At 57.8% G+C, this 21096-nt stretch carries 21 protein-coding genes and 1 pseudogene; 9 read left to right on the forward strand and 13 right to left on the reverse strand.

Translation table 11 applies throughout. From position 1 onward, the window contains the following. Window positions 1–4: 4 nt before the first annotated feature. Window positions 5–178 carry a hypothetical protein gene (locus AC2FFA_RS11500; RefSeq protein ID WP_205511808.1) on the reverse strand — a complete coding sequence of 58 codons (174 nt, stop codon included), beginning with the start codon at window positions 176–178 and terminating at the stop codon, window positions 5–7. Between the two features lie 441 nt (window positions 179–619). Here AC2FFA_RS11500 and AC2FFA_RS11505 point away from each other — a divergent pair, with 441 nt between their 5' ends. Together AC2FFA_RS11505 and AC2FFA_RS11510 are read left to right on the forward strand one after the other, a co-directional pair. Further along, entirely contained in the window at window positions 620–1159 is a 540-nt protein-coding gene (locus tag AC2FFA_RS11505) for an adenine phosphoribosyltransferase (protein WP_152457268.1), read from the forward strand. A 170-nt stretch (window positions 1160–1329) separates the two neighbouring features. Next, window positions 1330–1812: a fasciclin domain-containing protein gene (locus AC2FFA_RS11510; RefSeq protein ID WP_117869700.1), complete on the forward strand. Its 483-nt coding sequence runs from the start codon at window positions 1330–1332 to the stop codon at window positions 1810–1812. A 36-nt stretch (window positions 1813–1848) separates the two neighbouring features. Here the strand turns inward: AC2FFA_RS11510 and AC2FFA_RS11515 are convergent, their stop codons facing one another. The 11 genes from AC2FFA_RS11515 to coxB form a co-directional block, all read right to left on the reverse strand. Further along, window positions 1849–3264: an FAD-binding oxidoreductase gene (locus AC2FFA_RS11515; RefSeq protein ID WP_496851766.1), complete on the reverse strand. Its 1416-nt coding sequence runs from the start codon at window positions 3262–3264 to the stop codon at window positions 1849–1851. A 38-nt stretch (window positions 3265–3302) separates the two neighbouring features. Beyond that, window positions 3303–4121 (reverse strand): MBL fold metallo-hydrolase, encoded by an 819-nt coding sequence (locus AC2FFA_RS11520; protein ID WP_496851767.1) that lies wholly within the window; start codon window positions 4119–4121, stop codon window positions 3303–3305. Between the two features lie 107 nt (window positions 4122–4228). Continuing rightward, window positions 4229–4813, reverse strand: a complete 585-nt coding sequence (locus AC2FFA_RS11525; protein ID WP_117869702.1) for a GNAT family N-acetyltransferase — start codon at window positions 4811–4813, stop codon at window positions 4229–4231. After that, window positions 4813–6075: a M16 family metallopeptidase gene (locus tag AC2FFA_RS11530; protein ID WP_496851768.1), complete on the reverse strand. Its 1263-nt coding sequence runs from the start codon at window positions 6073–6075 to the stop codon at window positions 4813–4815. The genes AC2FFA_RS11525 and AC2FFA_RS11530 overlap by 1 nt, the downstream gene beginning before the upstream one ends. Then, window positions 6072–7460 carry a threonine synthase gene (thrC, locus tag AC2FFA_RS11535; protein WP_496851769.1) on the reverse strand — a complete coding sequence of 463 codons (1389 nt, stop codon included), beginning with the start codon at window positions 7458–7460 and terminating at the stop codon, window positions 6072–6074. The genes AC2FFA_RS11530 and thrC overlap by 4 nt, the downstream gene beginning before the upstream one ends. Continuing rightward, window positions 7457–8134 carry an SURF1 family protein gene (locus tag AC2FFA_RS11540; RefSeq protein WP_496851770.1) on the reverse strand — a complete coding sequence of 226 codons (678 nt, stop codon included), beginning with the start codon at window positions 8132–8134 and terminating at the stop codon, window positions 7457–7459. The genes thrC and AC2FFA_RS11540 overlap by 4 nt, the downstream gene beginning before the upstream one ends. Before the next feature lie 156 nt (window positions 8135–8290). Then, a complete protein-coding gene (locus AC2FFA_RS11545) occupies window positions 8291–9106 on the reverse strand; it encodes a cytochrome c oxidase subunit 3 (protein WP_496851771.1) in 816 nt (271 codons plus the stop codon). Between the two features lie 22 nt (window positions 9107–9128). Further along, window positions 9129–9704, reverse strand: a complete 576-nt coding sequence (locus tag AC2FFA_RS11550) for a cytochrome c oxidase assembly protein (RefSeq protein WP_299898608.1) — start codon at window positions 9702–9704, stop codon at window positions 9129–9131. Beyond that, window positions 9704–9865: a cytochrome c oxidase system small membrane protein gene (locus tag AC2FFA_RS11555; protein ID WP_162896804.1), complete on the reverse strand. Its 162-nt coding sequence runs from the start codon at window positions 9863–9865 to the stop codon at window positions 9704–9706. Before AC2FFA_RS11555 ends, AC2FFA_RS11550 begins: the two co-directional genes overlap by 1 nt. Next, window positions 9862–10812, reverse strand: coding sequence for a heme o synthase (gene cyoE / locus AC2FFA_RS11560; RefSeq protein ID WP_299898605.1), 951 nt, complete (start codon window positions 10810–10812; stop codon window positions 9862–9864). The genes AC2FFA_RS11555 and cyoE overlap by 4 nt, the downstream gene beginning before the upstream one ends. A gap of 87 nt (window positions 10813–10899) precedes the next feature. Further along, the gene (gene coxB, locus AC2FFA_RS11565) at window positions 10900–11811 is read right to left on the reverse strand and encodes a cytochrome c oxidase subunit II (RefSeq protein WP_299898603.1); all 912 of its coding nucleotides are present in this window, start codon (window positions 11809–11811) and stop codon (window positions 10900–10902) included. A 176-nt stretch (window positions 11812–11987) separates the two neighbouring features. On the opposite strand from coxB, the gene tldD reads away from it, so the two are divergent. The 5 genes and pseudogenes from tldD (at window position 11988) to AC2FFA_RS11590 (ending at window position 18991) form a co-directional block, all read left to right on the forward strand. Continuing rightward, window positions 11988–13409 (forward strand): metalloprotease TldD, encoded by a 1422-nt coding sequence (gene tldD / locus AC2FFA_RS11570; RefSeq protein ID WP_496851772.1) that lies wholly within the window; start codon window positions 11988–11990, stop codon window positions 13407–13409. A gap of 239 nt (window positions 13410–13648) precedes the next feature. Continuing rightward, window positions 13649–14774, forward strand: a pseudogene (gene dprA, locus AC2FFA_RS11575) (DNA-processing protein DprA). A gap of 167 nt (window positions 14775–14941) precedes the next feature. Continuing rightward, window positions 14942–17569, forward strand: a complete 2628-nt coding sequence (gene topA, locus AC2FFA_RS11580; protein ID WP_496851773.1) for a type I DNA topoisomerase — start codon at window positions 14942–14944, stop codon at window positions 17567–17569. A 91-nt stretch (window positions 17570–17660) separates the two neighbouring features. After that, on the forward strand, window positions 17661–18365 hold the full coding sequence (locus AC2FFA_RS11585) for a CoA transferase subunit A (protein ID WP_117872820.1): 705 nt from the start codon (window positions 17661–17663) through the stop codon (window positions 18363–18365). Further along, window positions 18365–18991, forward strand: a complete 627-nt coding sequence (locus AC2FFA_RS11590; protein WP_117869711.1) for a CoA transferase subunit B — start codon at window positions 18365–18367, stop codon at window positions 18989–18991. Before AC2FFA_RS11585 ends, AC2FFA_RS11590 begins: the two co-directional genes overlap by 1 nt. A 38-nt stretch (window positions 18992–19029) precedes the next feature. Here AC2FFA_RS11590 and AC2FFA_RS11595 read toward each other — a convergent pair whose 3' ends face one another. Further along, window positions 19030–19896 (reverse strand): lytic transglycosylase domain-containing protein, encoded by an 867-nt coding sequence (locus tag AC2FFA_RS11595; RefSeq protein ID WP_496851774.1) that lies wholly within the window; start codon window positions 19894–19896, stop codon window positions 19030–19032. Between the two features lie 353 nt (window positions 19897–20249). On the opposite strand from AC2FFA_RS11595, the gene AC2FFA_RS11600 reads away from it, so the two are divergent. Together AC2FFA_RS11600 and AC2FFA_RS11605 are read left to right on the forward strand one after the other, a co-directional pair. Next, window positions 20250–20477, forward strand: a complete 228-nt coding sequence (locus tag AC2FFA_RS11600) for a Flp family type IVb pilin (RefSeq protein ID WP_209505573.1) — start codon at window positions 20250–20252, stop codon at window positions 20475–20477. Between the two features lie 306 nt (window positions 20478–20783). After that, complete coding sequence (locus AC2FFA_RS11605) at window positions 20784–21011, forward strand: hypothetical protein (RefSeq protein WP_496851775.1); 228 nt, start codon at window positions 20784–20786, stop codon at window positions 21009–21011. The last annotated feature ends 85 nt before the right edge of the window (window positions 21012–21096 follow it).

Below are 21096 nucleotides of genomic sequence, written 5' to 3' on the forward strand. Positions count from 1 at the left end.
CGCATCAGTCTTCGGCGTGTTCTTTCATGAATCCACGAATAAATCTGCGGATTTCGCGCGCGGCCGACGTGTCCAGTTCTTTGCAAAGCTCGACAAACGAGTCACGTTCGTCCCTGTCGAGGCGTAAGACCAACTGACTGTTTTTCTTGGTCGATCCTTTGCCATCATTCCCGGCCACGCGCATTTTCCTAACGAAGCTTTGCTGCAATAGGCGATACTTTGTGTATACATAGCATAGTTGTTGTCGTTATCAGGCACATAACAATAATGATTGGAAATTGGCAATGAAGCTTCATGCCGTACAGGCAGTTTTTTCGCCGGATCAACGCAATTGAATCAAACCGCACCCGGAGCCAAGGCCCATCGGATTGCAACCCAAACAGATTGCTCACTGTACCCCCGACAATCCGGGCGCTGGGGATATTTGGTCGAGCCGGCAGCAACAATATAAATGGGTCAGGCACCTATCTTGGTTACGGCCCAGGTTACGCCGGTTTTTTTGGCCTGCTCAAAGCTGCAACCTCACATTGACGCCAATCCTGCCAAGGAATTGTTCCTTGCATGGTCAATCCTCTTGGGCCAAACACAAAATTGCTGTTTGACGCTAAAAGGTTGGTCCATGTCCAGAAACAAATCTGTCAAAGATTATATCCGAACCATCGTCGATTTTCCTCACGAAGGGATCATGTTTCGCGATGTGACAACCCTGTTTGCCGACCCCCGCGGGTTTCGGATGGCGATTGACCAGATGCTGCACCCCTATGCAGGTGAGCGGATCGACAAAGTGGTCGGGCTTGAAGCACGCGGCTTTATTCTGGGCGGTGCGATCGCACATCAGTTGAGCGTCGGTTTTGTCCCGATCCGCAAGAAGGGCAAACTGCCCGGCACAACAATCAGCCAAGATTACAAGTTGGAATACGGAGAGGCGATCGTCGAGATCCATGACGATGCCATCCAACCCGGTGAAAAAATTCTGGTGGTCGACGATCTGCTGGCCACGGGCGGAACCGCAGCGGCAGGTATCAAGCTGATCGAACGGCTTGGGGGCGAAATCGTCTCGTGCGCCTTCATCATAGACCTGCCCGAGCTTGGCGGCAGTAAAGTGCTGGAGGAGATGGGCATGGACGTGCATGTCCTGTGCGAATTCGAAGGACTCTGACCAGGAGTTTTTCACAAAAACGTGACTGGAAACTGAAAACCGGGCAGGCTTAGCGCGGTTTTTGCACCGATCAAGGCGCAAAACGGATCAATACAAGTGATCTTGTGGTCAGGTTGCCCCGTACCTTGATTGATGCTGCTTGAAGCATTTCAACCTAGGGAGTTTAGCTCATGTTCCGCAAATTCGCCGCCGCCGGTGTCGCCTCGATCCTGTTTAGCACGGCTGCATTCGCCGATGGTCACGGCAAGGACATTGTTGACACAGCCGTCGCCGCTGGCAGCTTTGAAACACTCGTCGCGGCAGTTCAGGCCGCCGAACTGGTGGACACACTTAAAGGCGAAGGCCCGTTCACCGTGTTTGCCCCCACCGATGACGCATTCGCGGCTTTGCCCGAAGGCACCGTCGAAAACTTGCTGAAGCCCGAAAACAAGGATCAGCTGGTAGCCATTCTGACCTACCATGTCGTGCCGGGCAAAGTGATGTCAGGTGATCTGAGCGATGACATGACGGCTGCAACCGTACAAGGCGGCGATATCACAATCGATCTGGATTCGGGTGTGATGGTAAATGACGCCAACGTGGTTCAGGCCGACATCGAAACCAAGAACGGCGTGATCCATGTGATCGACAAGGTGATCCTGCCTGCCTCGTAAGAAACAACCGGGCACGGTCCGACGCTCGGGCCGTGTTCACCCTTTCAGGACCGCGCCAGGGTTCATGATGCCCTGCGGATCCAATGCCGTTTTGATGGCCCGCATCGCGCCCAGCTTGGCCGGATCGCCATAGCGTTCCAGATCGCCGGTCTTGAGGCGCCCCACCCCATGTTCAGCACTGACCGAGCCGTCGAAGGCGTCAACCAGATCATGTACGGCCCGCTTGATCGCGCCTCTTTGGCCCTCAAAACCCGATCGGCTCTGCCCTTTGGGCGGGAACACATTGTAATGCAGATTGCCGTCACCAAGATGGCCAAAGCAATTGATCCGGAAAGGCCCTAGACCCGCAATCAATTCTCTGCCTTCGCAAATGAAGTCGGGAATTCTGGAAATCGGGATGGAAATATCATGGCTCGACACCGACCCGATCAGACGATTGGCTTCGGGGATGCGTTCGCGCACCGCCCACAAATCGGCCCGCTGCGCTTCACTTTGGGCGATTACTCCGTCCTGAGCCTGACCGAGTTCTTCAGCGCGAACGAAGAGTTCCTCCAGCGCGTCAAATGGTGACTGCCTGTCAGCCAGACCCAGCTCAATCAATACGCTCCACTCTGGCGGCGAGCGGAACGGTTGACGGACATCCGGCAGAACCTCGGCCAGAAAATCAAGCCCTTGCCGGTGGATCAACTCAAACGTGCTGACCGCCTCACCCACCTTGTCCCGGGCCAAAGCCAGCAGGTCGATCGCCGCTTCGGGAGAAGCCACCTGAAACACCGCTGTCCCAACGGCGGCCGGGCGGGGGAACAGCTTGAGCGATGCGGCAGTAATGATCCCCAGCGTCCCCTCGGCCCCGATCAGCAGATTGCGCAGGTCATAGCCGGTATTGTCCTTTCGCAGCCGGCTGAGGCCGTGCCAGATCTCGCCACTGGGCAACACCGCCTCAAGCCCCAGGCACAGGTCGCGCGCGTTGCCATACCGCAAAACGTTGACGCCCCCTGCATTGGTCGACAGGTTGCCCCCGATCCGGCAGGATCCCTGTGCCGCCAACGACAGAGGAAACAACCGGTTTAACGCCTCGGCTGCGGCCTGAACGTCTTGAAGAATGGCTCCGGCTTCGGCGACCAGAATGTTCTCGGTCGGGAAGACAGACCGGATGGCGGTCATCCGTTCCAACGAGATCAGCAATGGCGCCGGACCCTCTGACATCACTTGCCCGCCAACCAGACCGGTGCCGCCGCCATAAGGAACGATCGGGACCCGCGCTTGCGCAGCCAACTCCACCAGCACCGCCACCTCTTCGGTGTTGCGGGGCAAGGCCAGCAGACCGATCTGTCCGGCAAACCGCCCGCGCGGTTCTTCCAGGTACCGTTCTTCCACGGGGCGCATCACCCTATCGCCCAGTTTCGAACGGATCAATGCAGCAAAACGGTCATCAGCGGGGTTCAAATTCATACGCCTTCAATGCCCAAGCGATGCGGTTGCCGCAAGCCTTATTCAAGATCAATCAGATAGCGCGGCTCAAGCACCACAACCGTGGGGCGGTCCGGAAGGTCCCGCAGCGAGACGGTAATTTCCGACACCCCGTCGCGCTCAACCGGAAATGTATCCCTGATATCCACCAGGAAGCGATCCAGCGAGAACTGCGAGAACCAGTGCATCGGAATGATGACTGAGCTTTTCAGCCGTTTCAGAACCGCAATCATCTCGGGCAGAGGCATGGTGGTTCCGCCATCAACAGCAGCCATGACCACATCCAACCGGCCCAGCGCAGCGTACTGTTCATCCGACGGCACGTGATGCAAATGCCCCAGATGACCTATGCACAACCCCTCAACCTCGAACACAAAAATCGAATTGCCGCGTTCTTCGACTCCACCATAAACAGACCGGATGTCGGTCGAGACATTGCGTACCAGCATCTCGTCCAGATCCAGATGATGCTCTATACCTTTCCCGAACTCTCCCCACCCCGGAAGAACATGCGGAATGGCCGGATCGGGATGTGCCGTCCAATGCGTGCCGTGGGCATGGTTCATCGTCACTACGTCTGGGATCAAATCTGCGCTGCCGATAAACCCGGTAAAGTCAGTCACCGCATTCAGCCCGCCGCGGGTCTGGATCATGAAAGAGGCATGCGCGATATAGCTGATCCGCACCGAGAACTCCGGCACAGGATCCTGCCACGCTGTCTTGTGCAGATACTCAAGTCCGGGTGCCGCATCAGCAATGGCAATACAGTGGCTTGGCCGACGCTCCTGCGCAACGGCCCCGCCCGAAAACACCATAAATGCCGCAATCAACCAGCGCATGCTCCGAAGTGTAGCGCAGAACGCCCACAAGTCATGCCCCTTGTTCATCTGGCCCCAAATATCCCGGGGGAGGCGCGGCTTGCCGCGAAGGGGGCAGCGCCCCCACCCTATCCCGCGTCGGTTTTTCCGCGCCGGTCAGACCGCAGGCTGGCATACAGAACATGCGTCCGCCAACGGCCGTTGATTTGCAAATACGACTGCGCCACGCCCTCGTACTTGAAGGCCGAGCTTTCCAGCAATCCGCGCGACGCCCGGTTTTCCGGCAGGCAGGCGGCTTCAATCCGGCTCAGGTCCAATCGGGTAAAGGCATGGTGAACCATCGCGCCAATTGCTTCACGCATATACCCCTGTCGGGCAAAGGCCTGACCGGTCCAGTACCCCAATGTGCCCGCCTGCGCGGGACCGCGCCGAATGTTGTCCAGCGTGATGGCCCCAACCAACACGTCATCCTCGCGGCGAAACAAAAAAAGCGGAATAGCCGTCCCGGCCGCTACCGAACGTTGTGCCCAGTACACACGGTTGGTGAAGGACTTGCGGCTCAGGTGATCCTTGGCCCAGATCGGCTCCCATGGTGTCAGATAGTCTTTCGAGGCCCGCCGCAACGCGGCCCAATCGTTGAAGTCGGAATGTACAGGCGGGCGCAAGCTGAGCCGCGCGGTCTCGAGTTTCAGCTTGCGTCTGCCCAACAGCATCACGCCGCCCGCCTCTCCTGCAATTCAGCCAGTGTCGGCGCGGCTGACACCGGACCGTACAGCGCCAGCGCCGCCGGTGCTTGCAGGGCCATTGTCTCAGCGAACGCGCGCACATCCTCGATTCCTACGGCGTCGATCCTGCCAACGGTATCTTCCAATGGAGGCACCCGCCCCCAGATCTGCACAAGCCGCGCCAATCGTTCGGCCCGGTTCGACGGGCTTTCAAGCCCCATCAACATCCCGGCCTTCATCTGCGCCCGGGCACGTGCCACTTCCTCGGCACTCATATCGTCGGCGGCGCGCTTCATCTCGTCGATGGTTATCGTGGCCAGTTCTGCAACCTGATCGGCAGAAGTACCTGCATAGATCGTGGTCGTCCCTGTGTCTGCATAAGCACCGGTTTGAGCAAATATCGTATAGCACAACCCGCGGGTCTCGCGCACTTCCTGGAACAAGCGCGAAGACATGCCCCCACCCAGAGCCGTCGAGTATACCTGTGCCGTATAGATCGCATCGTCACGATAGCCCGGGCTTTCCAGTGCAAGTGCGAAATGGGCCTGCTCCAGCTCTTTCTCCTGCCGTGCCTCACCACCGGTAAAGCGCGCAAGCTCGGCGATAAGCCCGGTTCGTGGTTGCAGATGACCAAACATCTCTTCAGCTATTTTCATAAGCTGATCGTGATCCACCGCGCCTGCCGCGGACAGGATCATCTGATCGGGACCATAATGCTCGGCTACGAAGCCAGAGAGGTCTTCTCGTGAAAACGCACTGACCCGCTCGGTCGGGCCGAGAATGGTGCGGCCCAAGGGTTGGTCGTGATAGCTCTGCTCCTGCAACCAGTCAAAGATCACATCGTCGGGCGTGTCGTAGGCCTGACCAATTTCCTGCAGGATCACACCACGCTCGACCTCGATCTCGCGCGGGTCAAACACCGGGTTCAGAACGATGTCGCCGATCACGTCCATTGCCAGCGCCACGTCGTCCTTCAGGACACGCGCGTAATAGGCCGTGACCTCGCGCGAGGTATAGGCGTTGATGTAACCGCCCACATCCTCGATCGCTTCGGCGATTTGCAGCGCCGATCGCCGCTCGGTTCCCTTGAACGCCATGTGCTCAAGGAAATGCGCGATGCCGTTCTGTTCGATCCGCTCATGCCGCCCACCGGCGGTCACCCAGATGCCGATGGCCGCAGATTGCAGCCCCGGCATGTGTTCACTGACGATACGAAAGCCGTTCTTCAGTTGGTCTTGTCTGACAGTCACTCGGCGATGTGCCCTTTAATATGATCCTCGATGGCACCCAGATCGTTGGCGATGCGGGTCACCCGTTCCGGACGTTCATACAGATCAGACATGCGGGATGGAAGAGGCGGATGCGCGCCGCTTGCCTTCTCGACCGCTGCCGGGAATTTTGCAGGGTGCGCGGTGGCCAGTGTGATCATCGGGATGCCGGTGGCACGGTGGTCTTCACCGACCTTGATCCCGACCGCAGTGTGCGGGCAGACCAGTTCCGCGCTATCGGCAAGTGTATGCTTGATCGTCGCCAGCGTTTCGTCCTCGGACACCCGGCCCGAGTCGAAATTCTCGCGCAGCGCCTCCATCGCGCCCTGACTGACGTTGAAGCCGCCGGACTTGAGCTCATCCATCAACTGCGCCACGGCTCCACCGTCCTCGCCATAAGCGTAATACAACGCGCGCTCGAAATTCGAGCTGACCTGAATGTCCATCGACGGGCTAATCGAGGGGATCGTGTCGCCCTTGAAATACCCCTCGCCCGACAGACACCGATGCAGAATATCGTTCTGGTTGGTCGCCACAATCAGACGGTCGATGGGCAGCCCCATGCGCTTGGCCAGATAGCCCGCGAAGATGTCGCCGAAATTGCCGGTGGGCACAGTGAAGCTGACCTTGCGGTGCGGCGCACCGAGGCTGACGGCGGATGAGAAGTAATAAACGATCTGCGCCAGCACCCGCGCGAAGTTGATCGAGTTCACACCGGCCAATTTGACACCGTCGCGGAAGTCGAAATCGTTGAACATGTCCTTCAGCGCGGCCTGACAATCGTCGAAGTCGCCGTCCACGGCAAGAGCATGAACATTGCTGTCCGCAGGCGTCGTCATCTGGCGACGCTGCACCTCGGACACGCGGCCATGCGGGAACAGGATGAACACATCCACAGAATCCAGCCCCCGGAATGCCTCGATCGCGGCCGAGCCGGTGTCACCGCTGGTCGCGCCGACGATGGTCACGCGGTCCGCGCGCCGTTTCAGTGCCACCTGAAACAGCTGGCCGATCAACTGCATCGCAAAGTCCTTGAACGCCAGCGTGGGCCCATGGAACAGTTCCAGCAGAAAATGGTTCTCGTTCAATTGCTTCAACGGCGCGCGGGCATCGTGGCCGAAGCCTTCATAGGCGCGGGCGATGATCTGCTTGAACTCATCCTCGGCAAAGGACCCGCTGACATAAGGCCACATCACCCGGAATGCGATTTCTTCATAGGGCAGACCAGCAAGCGCCGCGATCTCGTCATGGCTCATCACGGGGATCTCGGCGGGCAGATACAAACCACCATCGCGGGCCAATCCGGTCAGCATCGCCTCTTCAAAGGTCAGTTCTGGCGCTTGGCCACGGGTCGAGATGTATTTCATTGCTCTTCTCTCTCAGAAGGGGCGCGATTGCGCCACAGGAAATAACCGGTCATCACAGCCCAGACCAGAGCCAAGCCAAACCAGGTGATTGCATATTGCAGGTGATCGTTTGGAATTCCCGCCGTATCTATCGGCAAAGGCGTCACGTTCGGGTCGGTCTCAGACCGCGCGATCAGCAGCACCGGTTCGGTCCCCAGGGCGGCGGCCAGATTTGGCACGTCGCGGGCAAACCAGATATTTTCATCGATATCGGGTTCAGGCGTGTAACTGTCGACCTCATTCGGCCAGTGCAGGTTGCCGGTGATCTCCATCGGGCCTGTCAGACGCGGCGCCTGCTTGGCCGTTGTCGGTACAAAACCCCGATCCACCAGAATAGTTCGGTCCTCGGTGCTGAACGACTGGATGATCCGATACCCTGCCCCGACCTGTTTGACCGAAACAAGAACATGGATTTCGCCCGGTTCCATCTCACCCGCAACCGTTATCGGACGGTATTTGTCAGTGTCCTCTGAAACCTGCCAAGGCAAGTCGATGGGTGCGGCTGAGATTCGGCTTTCGATCTCGGCCAGCACCTCCTGCTTCCAGGCCAGACGCTGAAGCTGCCAGATGCCCAGCGACAGCAGCGCGCCCAAACCGGCAAGGCCGAAGATCAGCAGGAACAGAATGCGACGCATGTCAGGGTCAAACCTCGTTTCAGGAACCGGCGTCTTGTTAAGGGGCGTGTGGGCCAAATTGCAACCACGCAATTGTATGGGGCGCAATCTTGTGCCCGGAATAGAGAAAAAGCCGCCCCAAGGGGCGGCTTTTGCAATTGAATCAGCTGACCGGGCTTACATCAGCGGGGCCTGTCCCCAGATGTAGACCGCGAAAAACAGGAACAGCCAGACAACGTCGACGAAGTGCCAGTACCAGGCTGCTGCCTCAAAACCCACGTGCTTTTCCGGGGTGAAATCACCCTTCAGCGCCCGGATCAAACAGACCGACAGGAAGATTGTCCCGATGAGCACGTGGAAGCCGTGGAAACCGGTCGCCATGAAGAAGTTGGAATAGAACTGATCGTTACCAAATTGCCAGCCTTCATGAGCCAGAAGCTCATAATACTCAAACGCTTGCAGTGCGGTGAATGCGATGCCCAGAACGATACCGATGGCCAAACCGTTGATCAGCGCCTTGCGATCGTTGTCGTGGACCAAAGCATGGTGCGCCCAGGTGATCGCGCAACCCGACAGCAGCAGAACCAGCGTATTGATCAGCGGCAGGTGGAACGGGTCAACCGCATGGATATCCGGCTGGATGTATTCGGTGCCGGCATAGTCGTACATCGGGTACATGCGATGTTTGAAGAACGACCAGAACCAGGCGAAGAAGAACATCACCTCGGACATGACGAACAGGATGAAACCGTAACGCAGACCGATGCGAACGACAGGAGTGTGATCCCCCTGGCGGCTCTCGACAACAACTTCGGACCACCATGCGAACATGGTGTAGAGAACTGCGACCAGACCGGCCCAGAACATCCACGGCGTCACGCCGTGCATCCAAAGGACTGCTCCGAACAACATCACAAAGCCGCCGACAGCTCCGATCAGAGGCCAGATCGACGGGGCCAGAATGTGATAATCATGGTTTTTAGCGTGTGCCATCAGCGTCCCTCACCTACAGGCGTTAGTTCGTGTTTGTTTCTGCCTGCGCTTCAAGGGCGGCATAGCCCTCTGGCAGGTCAATTTCGTAGAATGTATACGACAGCGTGATCGTATGAACATACTTTGCTTCAAGATCTTCGACCATTTCAGGATCGACAAAGAAGGTTACCGGCATCTCTACACGTTCGCCGGGTTGCAGTACCTGCTCTTCAAAGCAGAAGCAGGCAATCTTCTGAAAGTACCCGCCTGCCGAATAGGGCGCCACATTGTATGAGGCCTGCCCTGCAATCGGACGATCCGTTGGATTGTAGGCCTCATAGAAGGCCAGCCCGGTCTCGCCGATGCGTACTTCCATCTCGCGGACGACGGGCTTGAATTCCCAGGCCATGTCTTTGGCCTTGGATGCGTCAAACCGTATGGTGACAGTGCGGTCCAGAACTTCTTCGGGGGCGGCTTCGGCAACACCCGTGGTGCCGCCAAATCCGGTAACGCGGCAGAACCAGTCGTAGAACGGTACCGATGCCCAGGCCAGACTGCCCATCAGGACAACCACACCCACGGTTTGGGCAACAGTTTTCTGAGGACCAGACAGCGCCATCAGTTCTGAACCTCTTGCGTGGCCATGTTGAAATCAGTACCCGACACCTTCACGATGGTCAGGCCAAAGATGATCACGATAAAGGCAGCCAGCGTCAGTCCAACGCCCAGATTGCGGCTGAACCGTCGCTGATGCAGTTCATGGCTTTTGCGCAGGCTCATGACCATCCTCCCAAACCATAGGGCTTCAGCAAGGCTTCGGCCAGAATAGCGCCGAAATGCAGGAAGAGGTAGAGCAGCGAAAGTTTGAAAAAGCTGCGTTCGACCTTGAAGTTGTCGGCCTCCGAGTCATCCTCGGTCCGACGCGAAATTTGCCAGGCGCCGCGCAGGAACAACGCGTTCAACACCAGAGCCACGGTCAGGTAGATGGGACCGCCGATGCCAGAAAACGCGGTTCCTACCGCCAGAATCGCCAGCAAGCCCGTATAGACCAGAATATGTACACGCGTCGCACGGCGGCCGTGTGTCACGGTCAGCATGGGCACGCCCGCATCGTCATAGTCCGAGCGCATGAACAGGGCCAGTGCCCAGAAATGCGGCGGCGTCCACATGAAGGTCAGGGCAAACATCAGCCAGGGCTCAACCGCCATGGATCCGGTCGCAGCCACCCAGCCGATCACCGGAGGGAAAGCGCCAGCCGCACCACCGATCACGATGTTCTGCGGCGTCGAGCGCTTCAGCCACATCGTGTAGACAGCGACATAGAAAAAGATTGTGAAGCCCAGGAACGCTCCCGCAAACCAGTTGGTCGCAAGGCCCAGCATGATCACCGACAGGCCCGACAGGGTCAGGCCAATGGCCATCGCCTCACCCTCTTCCACCTTGCCGGAGGGGATCGGGCGACCTTTGGTGCGTTTCATGACCTTGTCGATATCCGCATCCCACCACATGTTCAGCGCACCGGATGCGCCGCCACCTATGGCGATGAACAGAATGGCGCAGAATCCGACAAAGGGATGGACCGGAACCGGGGCCGCCAGCAGACCGACCAGCGCCGTAAACACGACCAGAGACATCACGCGCGGCTTGAGCAGGGCGAAGTAATCGCCAAAGCTGGCCTCGTCCGCGTGGGCGGTCGCTGTGCTGGCATTGATGCTTGCGTCGGTCATCTCGGGTCCTTTTGGGGCGAAAGCTGTGCGGTCAGCCCGCACAGCCTGCATTTCGTGTCAGGCAGGTTTAACCCGCCCTCAGCGTGCTCAGTTCGAAGCAACCTGATAGTTTTGCGGCAGACCTGCATATTCTTCGATCGCGCCTTGCAGCCACTGGTCATAAGCTTCCTGGCTGACGACTTTGACGGTGATCGGCATATAAGCGTGGTCTTTGCCGCAGAGTTCCGAGCACTGACCAAAGTAGATGCCTTCTTTCTCGGCCTCGAACCACAGTTCTGCCAGACGTCCGGGCACGCCATCCTGCTTCACGCCGAAGGACGGGATGGTCCAGGAGTGGATCACGTCAGACGCGGTAACCTGCATCACGACAACCTTGCCAACCGGAACGACCACGGCGGTATCGGTGGCCAACAGCCATTCGTCATCGCTGTAACCAGCATCTGCCAGCTTCGCGCGCATAGCGTCATCCAGAACAAACGGGGTCACGTCCGCGTCAGCGGGGCGCGCGCCCTCATCCAGAGTGGCGGGATGACCCAGCAGGTAGCTGTCGAACGCGAAATCGTGATCGACATATTCATAGGTCCAGTACCACTGGTTGCCGACGACTTTGATGGTGATATCGCCTTCAGGTATTTCCTGCTGTTTGAACAGAACCGGCAGCGAAAACGCACCGATGAAGACCAGAATCAGGATGGGGCCAAGGGTCCACGCAATCTCAACCGGGGTGTAGTGCGAAAACCGTGCCGGCTTGGGGTTAACACGTTCGTTGTAGCGCACGATGCAGTAAACCAGCAGACCGGCTACCAACAGGCAGATTACGGTGATAATCACCAGAATCATGCCGTCCAGACGCTGAATTCCTGTGGCAAGGCTGGTGGCCGCGGGTTGAAAACCCATACCGCCGTCAACCGGCTTGCCAATAATCTCAAGCTCCTGAGCCATGGCTGGAAGGCTGGAGAGGGCTGTCATAAACCCTGAAAGCATCAAAGCATTCTTCATGTTCTGTCCTGATCGTTTGATCTTTGCGTCCCTGGCGAAAAGGTGTGAATCGGTCGCACCTCTCCCGTTGTCTTTGGCCGCGTTAAAAACCATATTCCGTCGGGTAGATAAAGCAAAATGCTTGCGTCAAACAGACGCTATTTTTGATCTGGATCAAACCCGAAAGGTCCCAACCCATGTCCGACGCCCAGTTTCGCCCCTTTGAAAGCGCTCTTCCGCACGATGAAGCGCTTGCCATATTGCGCTCGGCAACGGATGGCGCCGAGGATGGAGAGCTGTTTGTCGAGCGACGAAAATCCGAGTCCCTCGTGTTCGATGACGGACGTCTGCGCACCGCGTCTTACGATGCGTCGGAAGGGTTCGGACTGCGCGCCGTACAAGGTGAAGTGGCTGGATATGCGCATTCAACTGACGTTTCCATTCCTGCCCTGAAACGGGCGGCGGAAACCGCAAGACTGGCTGTAGGGGATGGCGGCGGGGTCTTGGCGGATGCTCCGCGCTCCACCAATACGCGTCTCTATACGGACGAAGACCCAATTGAATCTGCCGCGTTCCCGGTCAAGATCGAGACACTGCGTGAGATAGACGCCTTCGCGCGCGATCTGGACCCGCGTGTTGTTCAGGTCAGCGCCACGATCGCGGCGGCTGTGCAAGAGGTCGAGATTCTGCGCCCGGATGGTGTGATGGTCCGCGATGTGCGCCCCATGACCCGTGTGAATGTCTCGGTGATTGTCGAGCAGAACGGCCGCCGCGAAAACGGATCCGCCGGTGGCGGCGGTCGGGTTGGCCTGAGCGGGTTGATTGATCCCACCGACTGGCAGGCCAAGGCACGCGAAGCGCTGCGCATTGCGCTGGTCAACCTGGACGCCGTTCCCGCGCCAGCCGGCGTCATGGAAGTTGCGCTTGGCCCCGGCTGGCCTGGCATCCTGTTGCACGAGGCAATAGGCCATGGTCTGGAAGGTGATTTCAACCGCAAGGGCAGCTCGGCCTTTGCCGGATTGATGGGGCAGCAGATTGCCTCGAAAGGTGTGACCGTGGTGGATGACGGTACGATGGCTGATCGTCGTGGCTCGATCAGCGTGGATGATGAGGGCACGCCCAGCGCACGCACGGTGCTGATCGAAGACGGCATCCTGACCGGCTACATGCAGGACCGACAGAACGCTCGCTTGATGGGTGTTGCGCCCACTGGCAACGGGCGGCGACAAAGCTATGCGCACAAACCCATGCCGCGCATGACCAATACGATCATGCTGGGGGGCGAGGCCGACCCGCAGGCTCTGGTAGCTGACATCAAGGACGGTATCTGGGCGGTTGGTTTCGGCGGAGGTCAGGTGGACATTACCAACGGCAAGTTCGTTTTCTCATGCACCGAGGCGTACCGCGTCGAAAACGGCAAAATCGGTGCACCGGTCAAAGGGGCCACGCTGATTGGTGATGGCCCTTCGGCCTTGAAACGGATCCGCGGCCTCGGCAACGATATGGCGCTGGACCCCGGCATGGGAACCTGCGGCAAGGATGGGCAATGGGTGCCGGTAGGCGTTGGCCAGCCAACCGTCCTGATGGACGGGCTGACCGTCGGCGGCTCTGCAGCCTGAGTCGAACCCAGGATGCAGAAAGAGGCGCAGGGTTAACCTTGCGCCTCTTTCATCATTAAACTTGCGTTTGGTGACAAAAAGCACCTCTTCCTGTGGTATTTCTTTTATATTGTTTAATATCAAGATTTTATAGTCGCATCGCCTGACGAGATTAAAATAAATATGTCTAATTTTCGACGATTCACAAGCTGTTAACCGCCTTTCCCGTAAACCAGTTCTGTAACAAGGCGGAGCAACGGATGACCGAAGAGCAGCTTTCTTCCAATCACCCCCCACTCCCACCCACCACGGAAGAGGACCGGTTCTCGTGGCTTCGCCTGTTGCGTTCTCGCAAGGTCGGTCCGGCGACATTTCGTCGACTGCTGCGCGAACATGGCTCAGCGCAGAACGCGCTGGCCGCGCTGCCTGAAATGGCACGCGCCGCCGGTATAACAGGGTATGAAACCTGCCCTCCCGGCGTGATCGAGGCGGAACTCAAGGCCGCAAGGGCCGCCAAAGCGCGGCTTTTGTGCCTTGGGTCCGCTGATTTTCCAACGACCCTGAATGATTTGAACGATGCCCCCCCCGTTGCTTTGGGCAGTCGGGGATGTTTCGCTTCTGCAAAAACCATCGATTGCGATGGTCGGCGCGCGAAACTGTTCCTCGCTTGGCGCGCGGACGGCGCGTGGCTTGGCCTCGGAGTTGGGCAGCAAGGGGTACGTGGTTGTGTCTGGTCTGGCGCGGGGTATCGACACGGCCGCACATATGGCCGCACTGGAGACAGGTACGGTGGCAGTCATGGCAGGCGGTGTCGATGTGATCTATCCCGCCGAAAACACGGAGCTGGCCCGCGACATCGCCTCCAGAGGCTTGCGGCTTTCTGAGCAGCCGATGGGTGTAACACCCCAGGCTCGTCACTTTCCGCGCCGAAATCGGATCATTTCGGGGCTTGCACAGGCCGTTGTCGTCGTCGAGGCCGCTGCCAAATCCGGGAGTCTGATAACAGCACGTGACGCGTTGGATCAGGGACGCGAGGTTCTGGCCGTTCCCGGCCATCCGTTCGACGCGCGGGCCGCCGGTTGCAATCTGTTGATTCGTGATGGCGCAACGCTGGTTCGATCCGCTGATGATGTTATTGAAGCGTTGCCCCGAAAAAACGATTTGGTTTCACAACCGCCCGAACCTCCCTCTGCACCGATCGCGCGCCCCGCAAGGGACCTGCATGTGCAGATCCTCGAGCGACTCGGTCCCTCACCTATCGCTGAAGATCAATTGCTGCGGGATATCACGGTCTCAGCCGGTGAGCTTGGTCCGGCGCTGATCGACCTTGAACTTGATGGGCGAATCCAGCGTCAGCCTGGAGGTCTGCTGTCGCTGGCAAGTTGATCGAACCCTTGATCTGGCTGGTCCGGTTCCTGAATATCTGTGGTAGCGCACTGAAATCACGGCGCTTTTCCACCTGCAAAAGGAACGCATTGACAATTCCTGCTTGCCCCACACATTTTGCTCCACCATAGAAGGCGTCAAATTCGTCGAGCGAGGTTTTCCCTTAAATGCCCGTAGTTGTTGTAGAATCTCCGGCCAAAGCAAAAACAATCAATAAATATCTGGGGCCCGACTACACAGTTCTGGCCTCTTACGGCCATGTGCGGGACCTGCCGCCAAAGGACGGATCCGTCGATCCCGAACACGATTTCTCGATGAAATGGGAAGTGGGGAACGACAGCCGCAAGCATGTCAAAGCCATTGCTGACGCGCTGAAAGAAGACAACGCACTGATCCTCGCCACTGACCCTGACCGGGAGGGCGAAGCAATCAGCTGGCACCTGCAGGAAGCGTTGACCAAACGCCGGTCGATCAAGAAAGACACGCCTGTCAGCCGCGTGACCTTCAACGCCATCACGAAAGAGGCTGTCACACAGGCAATGCAAAACCCGCGCCAGGTCGACATGCCGCTGGTTGAGGCCTATCTGGCCCGCCGTGCGCTGGACTATCTTGTGGGCTTCAACCTGTCTCCGGTTTTGTGGCGCAAATTGCCCGGCGCGAAGTCCGCTGGGCGCGTGCAGTCCGTCTGTTTGCGCCTGATCGTCGAACGCGAGATGGAAATCGAAGCGTTCAAACCGGTCGAATACTGGTCGGTCAGAGCACTGCTCGAGACGCCTCGTGGTCAGACCTATGAGGCGCGGCTGGTCACGCTGGCGGGCAAAAAGCTGGACAAGCATGATCTGGCCAACGCCACGCAGGCGGAACTGGCCGTTCAGGCCGTTACCAGCCGGGCTCTGACCATAACCTCGGTCGAGGCCAAGCCTGCCGCCCGCAACCCCAGCGCACCATTTATGACCTCGACCTTGCAGCAGGAAGCAAGCCGCAAGTTCGGAATGGGTGCGCGCCACGCGATGCAAGTGGCGCAGCGGCTCTATGAGGCCGGATACATAACTTATATGCGGACCGACGGCATAGACATGGCGCCCGAGGCCGTTGCGGCAGCACGGGATGCCATCGCCGACCGCTTTGGCGCGGAATATGTTCCAGACAGCCCGCGCATCTACAAGAACAAGGCCAAGAACGCTCAGGAAGCGCACGAGTGTATCCGCCCGACAGATATGTCGCGCGACGCCAAGGCCTTGAAAGTCACGGACGAGGATCAGCGCAAGCTTTATGATCTGATCTGGAAACGTACCATTGCCTGTCAGATGGCAGCCGCCCGCCTGGAGCGCACGACCGTGGAGATTGGCAGCGATGACGGTCAGGTCGGCCTTCGCGCCACTGGCCAGGTCGTGATGTTCGATGGTTTCATGCGGGTGTACGAAGAAGGCCGGGATGACGTTGCCGACGAGGACGAAAAGCGTCTGCCACAGATCACGCAGGGTGATCCAGCCCGTTTTGCCAAAACCTCTCTGAAGGATCAGTTCGCCAAGGCGACCAGCGACAGCGGGGACAAGATTGCGAAAGAGGCGATCCTGTCCGAGAACGAATCTGTTCTGGCGCTGCAGCATCACACTCAACCACCCCCGCGTTATACCGAAGCGACGCTGGTCAAACGGATGGAAGAGCTGGGGATCGGGCGACCATCAACCTATGCCTCGATCGTCACGACGATTCAGGACCGGGAATATGTACGCAAGGACAAAAACCGGCTGATCCCCGAGGAAAAGGGGCGGATCGTTACGATCTTCTTGCTGAATTTCTTCCGGCAGTACGTAGGCTATGAGTTCACCGCCAATCTGGAGGAAGAGCTGGATGATGTCAGCGCCGGGGAACGCGACTACAAGGACCTGTTGGGCAAGTTCTGGCGTGATTTTTCAGCCGCGATTGGCGAGACGTCCGAGCTGCGGATTTCTGAAGTGTTGGACAGGCTCGACGAAACTCTGGCTCCGCAGCTCTACCCGCCGCGCGAGGATGGGTCCGATCCGCGTATCTGCCCGAAATGCGGTACCGGTCAGTTGCACCTGAAGACCTCGCGGACCGGCGGGTTCGTTGGCTGCGGAAACTATCCGGAATGTACCTATACGCGTCCGATTGCAGGTGAAGGTGCGGAAGGCGACGAAAAACTGCTGGGCGAAGATGGTGGCGATGAGATCTGGTTGAAATCCGGCCGGTTCGGTCCTTACGTTCAGCGCGGCGAACCCACGCCCGAGAACAAAAAGCCGCCCCGCGCGTCGTTGCCGCGAGGGTGGAGCAAGGATGACATGGATCTGGAAAAGGCGCTGACGCTGCTGTCCCTGCCCCGTCAGATCGGCGAACACCCCGAGGGAGGCATGATCAGCGCTAATTTCGGACGGTTCGGCCCGTATTTGATGCATCAGTTGCCGGAAGAGGCGAAACCGGTTTACGCCAACCTCAAAGACCCCAATGACGTGTTCGAGATCGGCATGAACCGTGCCGTTGAATTGCTGGCCGAAAAACGCGCCAATCCCGGACGTGGACGACGAGCCGCAGCGAAACCCCTGAAGGAACTGGGCGAGCATCCCAATGGCGGAGCAATGCAGGTTCTCGACGGGCGCTATGGGCCATATGTGAAATGGGAGAAGGTCAACGCAACCATCCCCAAGGACATAAAACCCGAGGACGTGACGCAAGAAATGGCCATCGAACTGGTCAATGAACGCGCGACCAAGAAGGGCACCAAGAAAAAGGCGGCCCCCAAGAAAAAGGCCACAACCAAGAAGGCGGCGGGATAGGTAGAAATACCTCCCTCCTCCGGGTTTCATTGACTTCCCAATGACGTGGCGGCACAACCTGCCCATCACCATGTCATTGGGGGAGTTTTCCATGAAGAAAGTCTATGCCAATGCCACCGAGGCGCTCGATGGGGTGCTGTCGGATGGTATGCTGATCGCCGCAGGCGGGTTTGGCCTGTGCGGCATTCCGGAATTGTTGCTTGAGGCCATCAGGGAATCGGGCGTCAAAGACCTGACCTTTGCGTCAAACAACGCAGGCGTGGACGATTTCGGCATCGGCATCCTGCTGCAAACCAAGCAGGTCAAGAAAATGATCAGCTCGTATGTCGGTGAAAACGCGGAGTTCATGCGTCAATATCTGAGCGGCGAGTTGGAGCTGGAATTCAACCCGCAAGGCACTCTGGCGGAACGGATGCGCGCAGGTGGCGCGGGTATCCCCGGCTTCTACACAAAAACCGGCGTTGGCACCGTGATTGCTGACGGTAAGGAGCACAAGGACTTCAACGGCGAGACTTACATTCTTGAAGAGGGCATCTTCGCCGACCTGGCCATCGTCAAGGCGTGGAAAGCCGACGACACCGGCAACCTGGTGTTCCGCAAGACCGCCCGCAACTTCAATGTGCCGGCAGCGACATGCGGCAAGATCTGCGTGGCTGAAGTGGAAGAGATTGTTCCGCGTGGCGCGCTGGACCCCGACTGCATCCACCTGCCCGGTATCTATGTGCATCGCATCGTTCAGGGCAAACACGAAAAGCGCATTGAACAGCGCACCACCCGGAAGAAGGAGGAAGCATAATGCCCTGGGACCGCAATCAGATGGCCGCACGCGCGGCAGAGGAACTGGAAGACGGCATGTATGTAAACCTCGGCATCGGCATCCCGACGCTGGTGGCAAACTATGTGGGTGACAAGGACATCACTCTGCAATCGGAAAACGGCATGCTGGGCATGGGCCCCTTTCCTTTTGAGGGCGAAGAAGACCCAGACCTGATCAATGCGGGCAAGCAGACGATCACTGAATTGTCCCGCACGGCCTATTTCGACAGTGCCACATCCTTCGCCATGATCCGCGGCGGCAAGATCGCTGCGGCGATTCTGGGTGCAATGGAAGTGGATGAGAAAGGTGATCTGGCCAACTGGATGATTCCCGGAAAGCTGGTGAAAGGCATGGGCGGTGCAATGGATCTGGTCGCAGGCGTAGGCCGTGTGATTGTCGTGATGGACCACACCAACAAACATGGTGACAGTAAGGTCCTGAAGGAATGTACCCTGCCATTGACCGGAAAGGGCGTCGTAGATCGTATCATCACCAATCTGGGTGTGCTGGATGTGGTCGAAGGCGGTCTGAAAATCGTGGAACTGGCGGATGGTGTCAGCGAAGACGAGCTACGCGCAGCAACAGAAGCGACAATCGTTTCCTGATCAATTGGAAAGGCCCGCCAGATCACGGCGGGCCTTTTTCAGTTTGACGTCTGAAAAACACAGCCATCGGAAATCAGGTCCGGCGGCGTCGTGCACAAGGCCCGCGCGATCTGGAACGCGGCAAGGACCTTTGGCACATAGTCTCGGGTTTCAGCATAGGGCGGCACGCCGCTGTGTTTGCGTACGGCCCCCTCACCCGCGTTGTATCCAGCCAATACTAGTATTGGATCATTCCCGAACTCTTCCATCAGCCAGTTGAGGTATTTCACACCGCCTGCGATATTGTCAGAGGGCTGAAGACTGTCTTTCACCCCGAATCTGGCCGCCGTGGCGGGCATCAACTGCATGAGCCCTTGTGCGCCAGCAGAGCTGACAGCATCTGCACGTCCGGCTGATTCCACCGAAATCACCGCTAACACCAGCGCAGGTGAAACATTGGTTCCCACAGTGGAACGGAGGATATCGATCCCGCGTTCCTTTGCGATATCTTGCAGCGATTGCAGTCGCGGTGATCTCACGTTGGTTGCGGCCAGGGCGTTGATGGCCGCATCAAGCCGCCCGCCCCCGCCTTCATCAATGTGCGGCGAAATCCGGTTCCAGAAAGCCTTGTACGACCCCTTGGGATCTCGTTTGGCTTCGACACCAGGCACCGCTGCCGGAGTGACCTTAGTGCGCGCGATGAATTCAGGGACCACCAGTTCAGTGCCCGTACTGGGCGCTGAAGGGTTGGCTGCGTGTTCTTCCGGTGTGATTTGCACGGATACACGCGGGCGTTCGCCGGGTTTGGGGGCTTTGACTCGCTTGTATACGCCGCGCGGCTCTATCTCGGTCGCATTCACTGATGCGGTACCCGATATCAGAAACGCCAGCACACCGGCGCATTGGAGTGCGTTCCGGAGATTCATTTGCCTGCCTCGTGTTTTCTTTTTAGGCGATTTGAACCCTGAATCTTCTCGCAAGGCCAGAAAAACAAAGCGAATTGGGGCAGTTTCGCCTCATTTGGCGCAATTTTGCATCGCTATAGGGCCTTCACTTCAATCGATGATATTTTTTTATCCATTATTTTCAATAAGTTAATAAAATTATCACCAAAAAGTTAAGCTGCGCGAAAAAAAATCTGTGTTTGGCCCAATTCCTGCCACGCCCAACAGTCAAACATAGTCCCATACCGAGACGGACATGAGCGGACTGAGAGAGAAAGCTCTGAAAGACGCCGAGGTTTGTTAAACTCTTTTTGATCCTTTAGGAGGGACGTAACATGATCAAGTTCATCAAGAACTTCCGCAAAGACGAAGACGGCGCAGTAACAGTTGACTGGGTTGTTCTGACCGCAGCAGTCATCGGCCTGGCAGCCGTTGCATACCAGCAGATCTCGGCTGGCGCGACCGGCCTGGCAACAGACGTGAACACTGCGCTGAACGCATCGACAATCAGCACCGGCAGCAACACCGCAACAGGTGGTATCACAACTGCAGGTTCCAACTAAGCCACTGGCTTAGAGAAATTTCGAGACCGCGCCTTTCCGGTGCGGTCTTTTTTTGTTTCAGGAGCACTGACATATTCCGAGACTTAAATATAGGCTAGCAAACATAGCCTGCGCGCCGCGCTGGGAGCACCGCCGAATTAATCGCGCCCCTTGTGCAGGTCTCTCCGCAACAAGAACACGTGAAAAAGTGTGGAATCTTAGATATTTCCACCGAAATCAATTTTTGGCCTGATTTCCGCCATCCGAACGAACCACTTTTAGGCAACGTTAAGGAAAACACCGAATTGTCGTATTGGAGATAAGTAGATGCTAAAGTTCCTTAATCGGTTCAAATCGGACGAAACGGGAGCGGTGACCGTTGACTGGGTGGTTTTGACCGCAGTGCTCATCGGTCTGTCAGGAGCGACCTACCTCGTCATCAGCTCAAGTGTTGATGGTATCGGCGGTAATGTCAACCAAGCCATGAGTTCCTCTGTTGTCAGCACCGGCTCAAACACCGCCCCCGGCGGCCTCGTCACAGCGGGAACCAACTGAACCGCAGCGAGTTTTCACATTCACCCGCTTTCCCTGAGCGTATTGGTGAACGTGTAGGGCAAATAAACGCGGCGACCCTTTTGGG

Source organism: Ruegeria sp. YTSB088 (genome assembly GCF_059609825.1).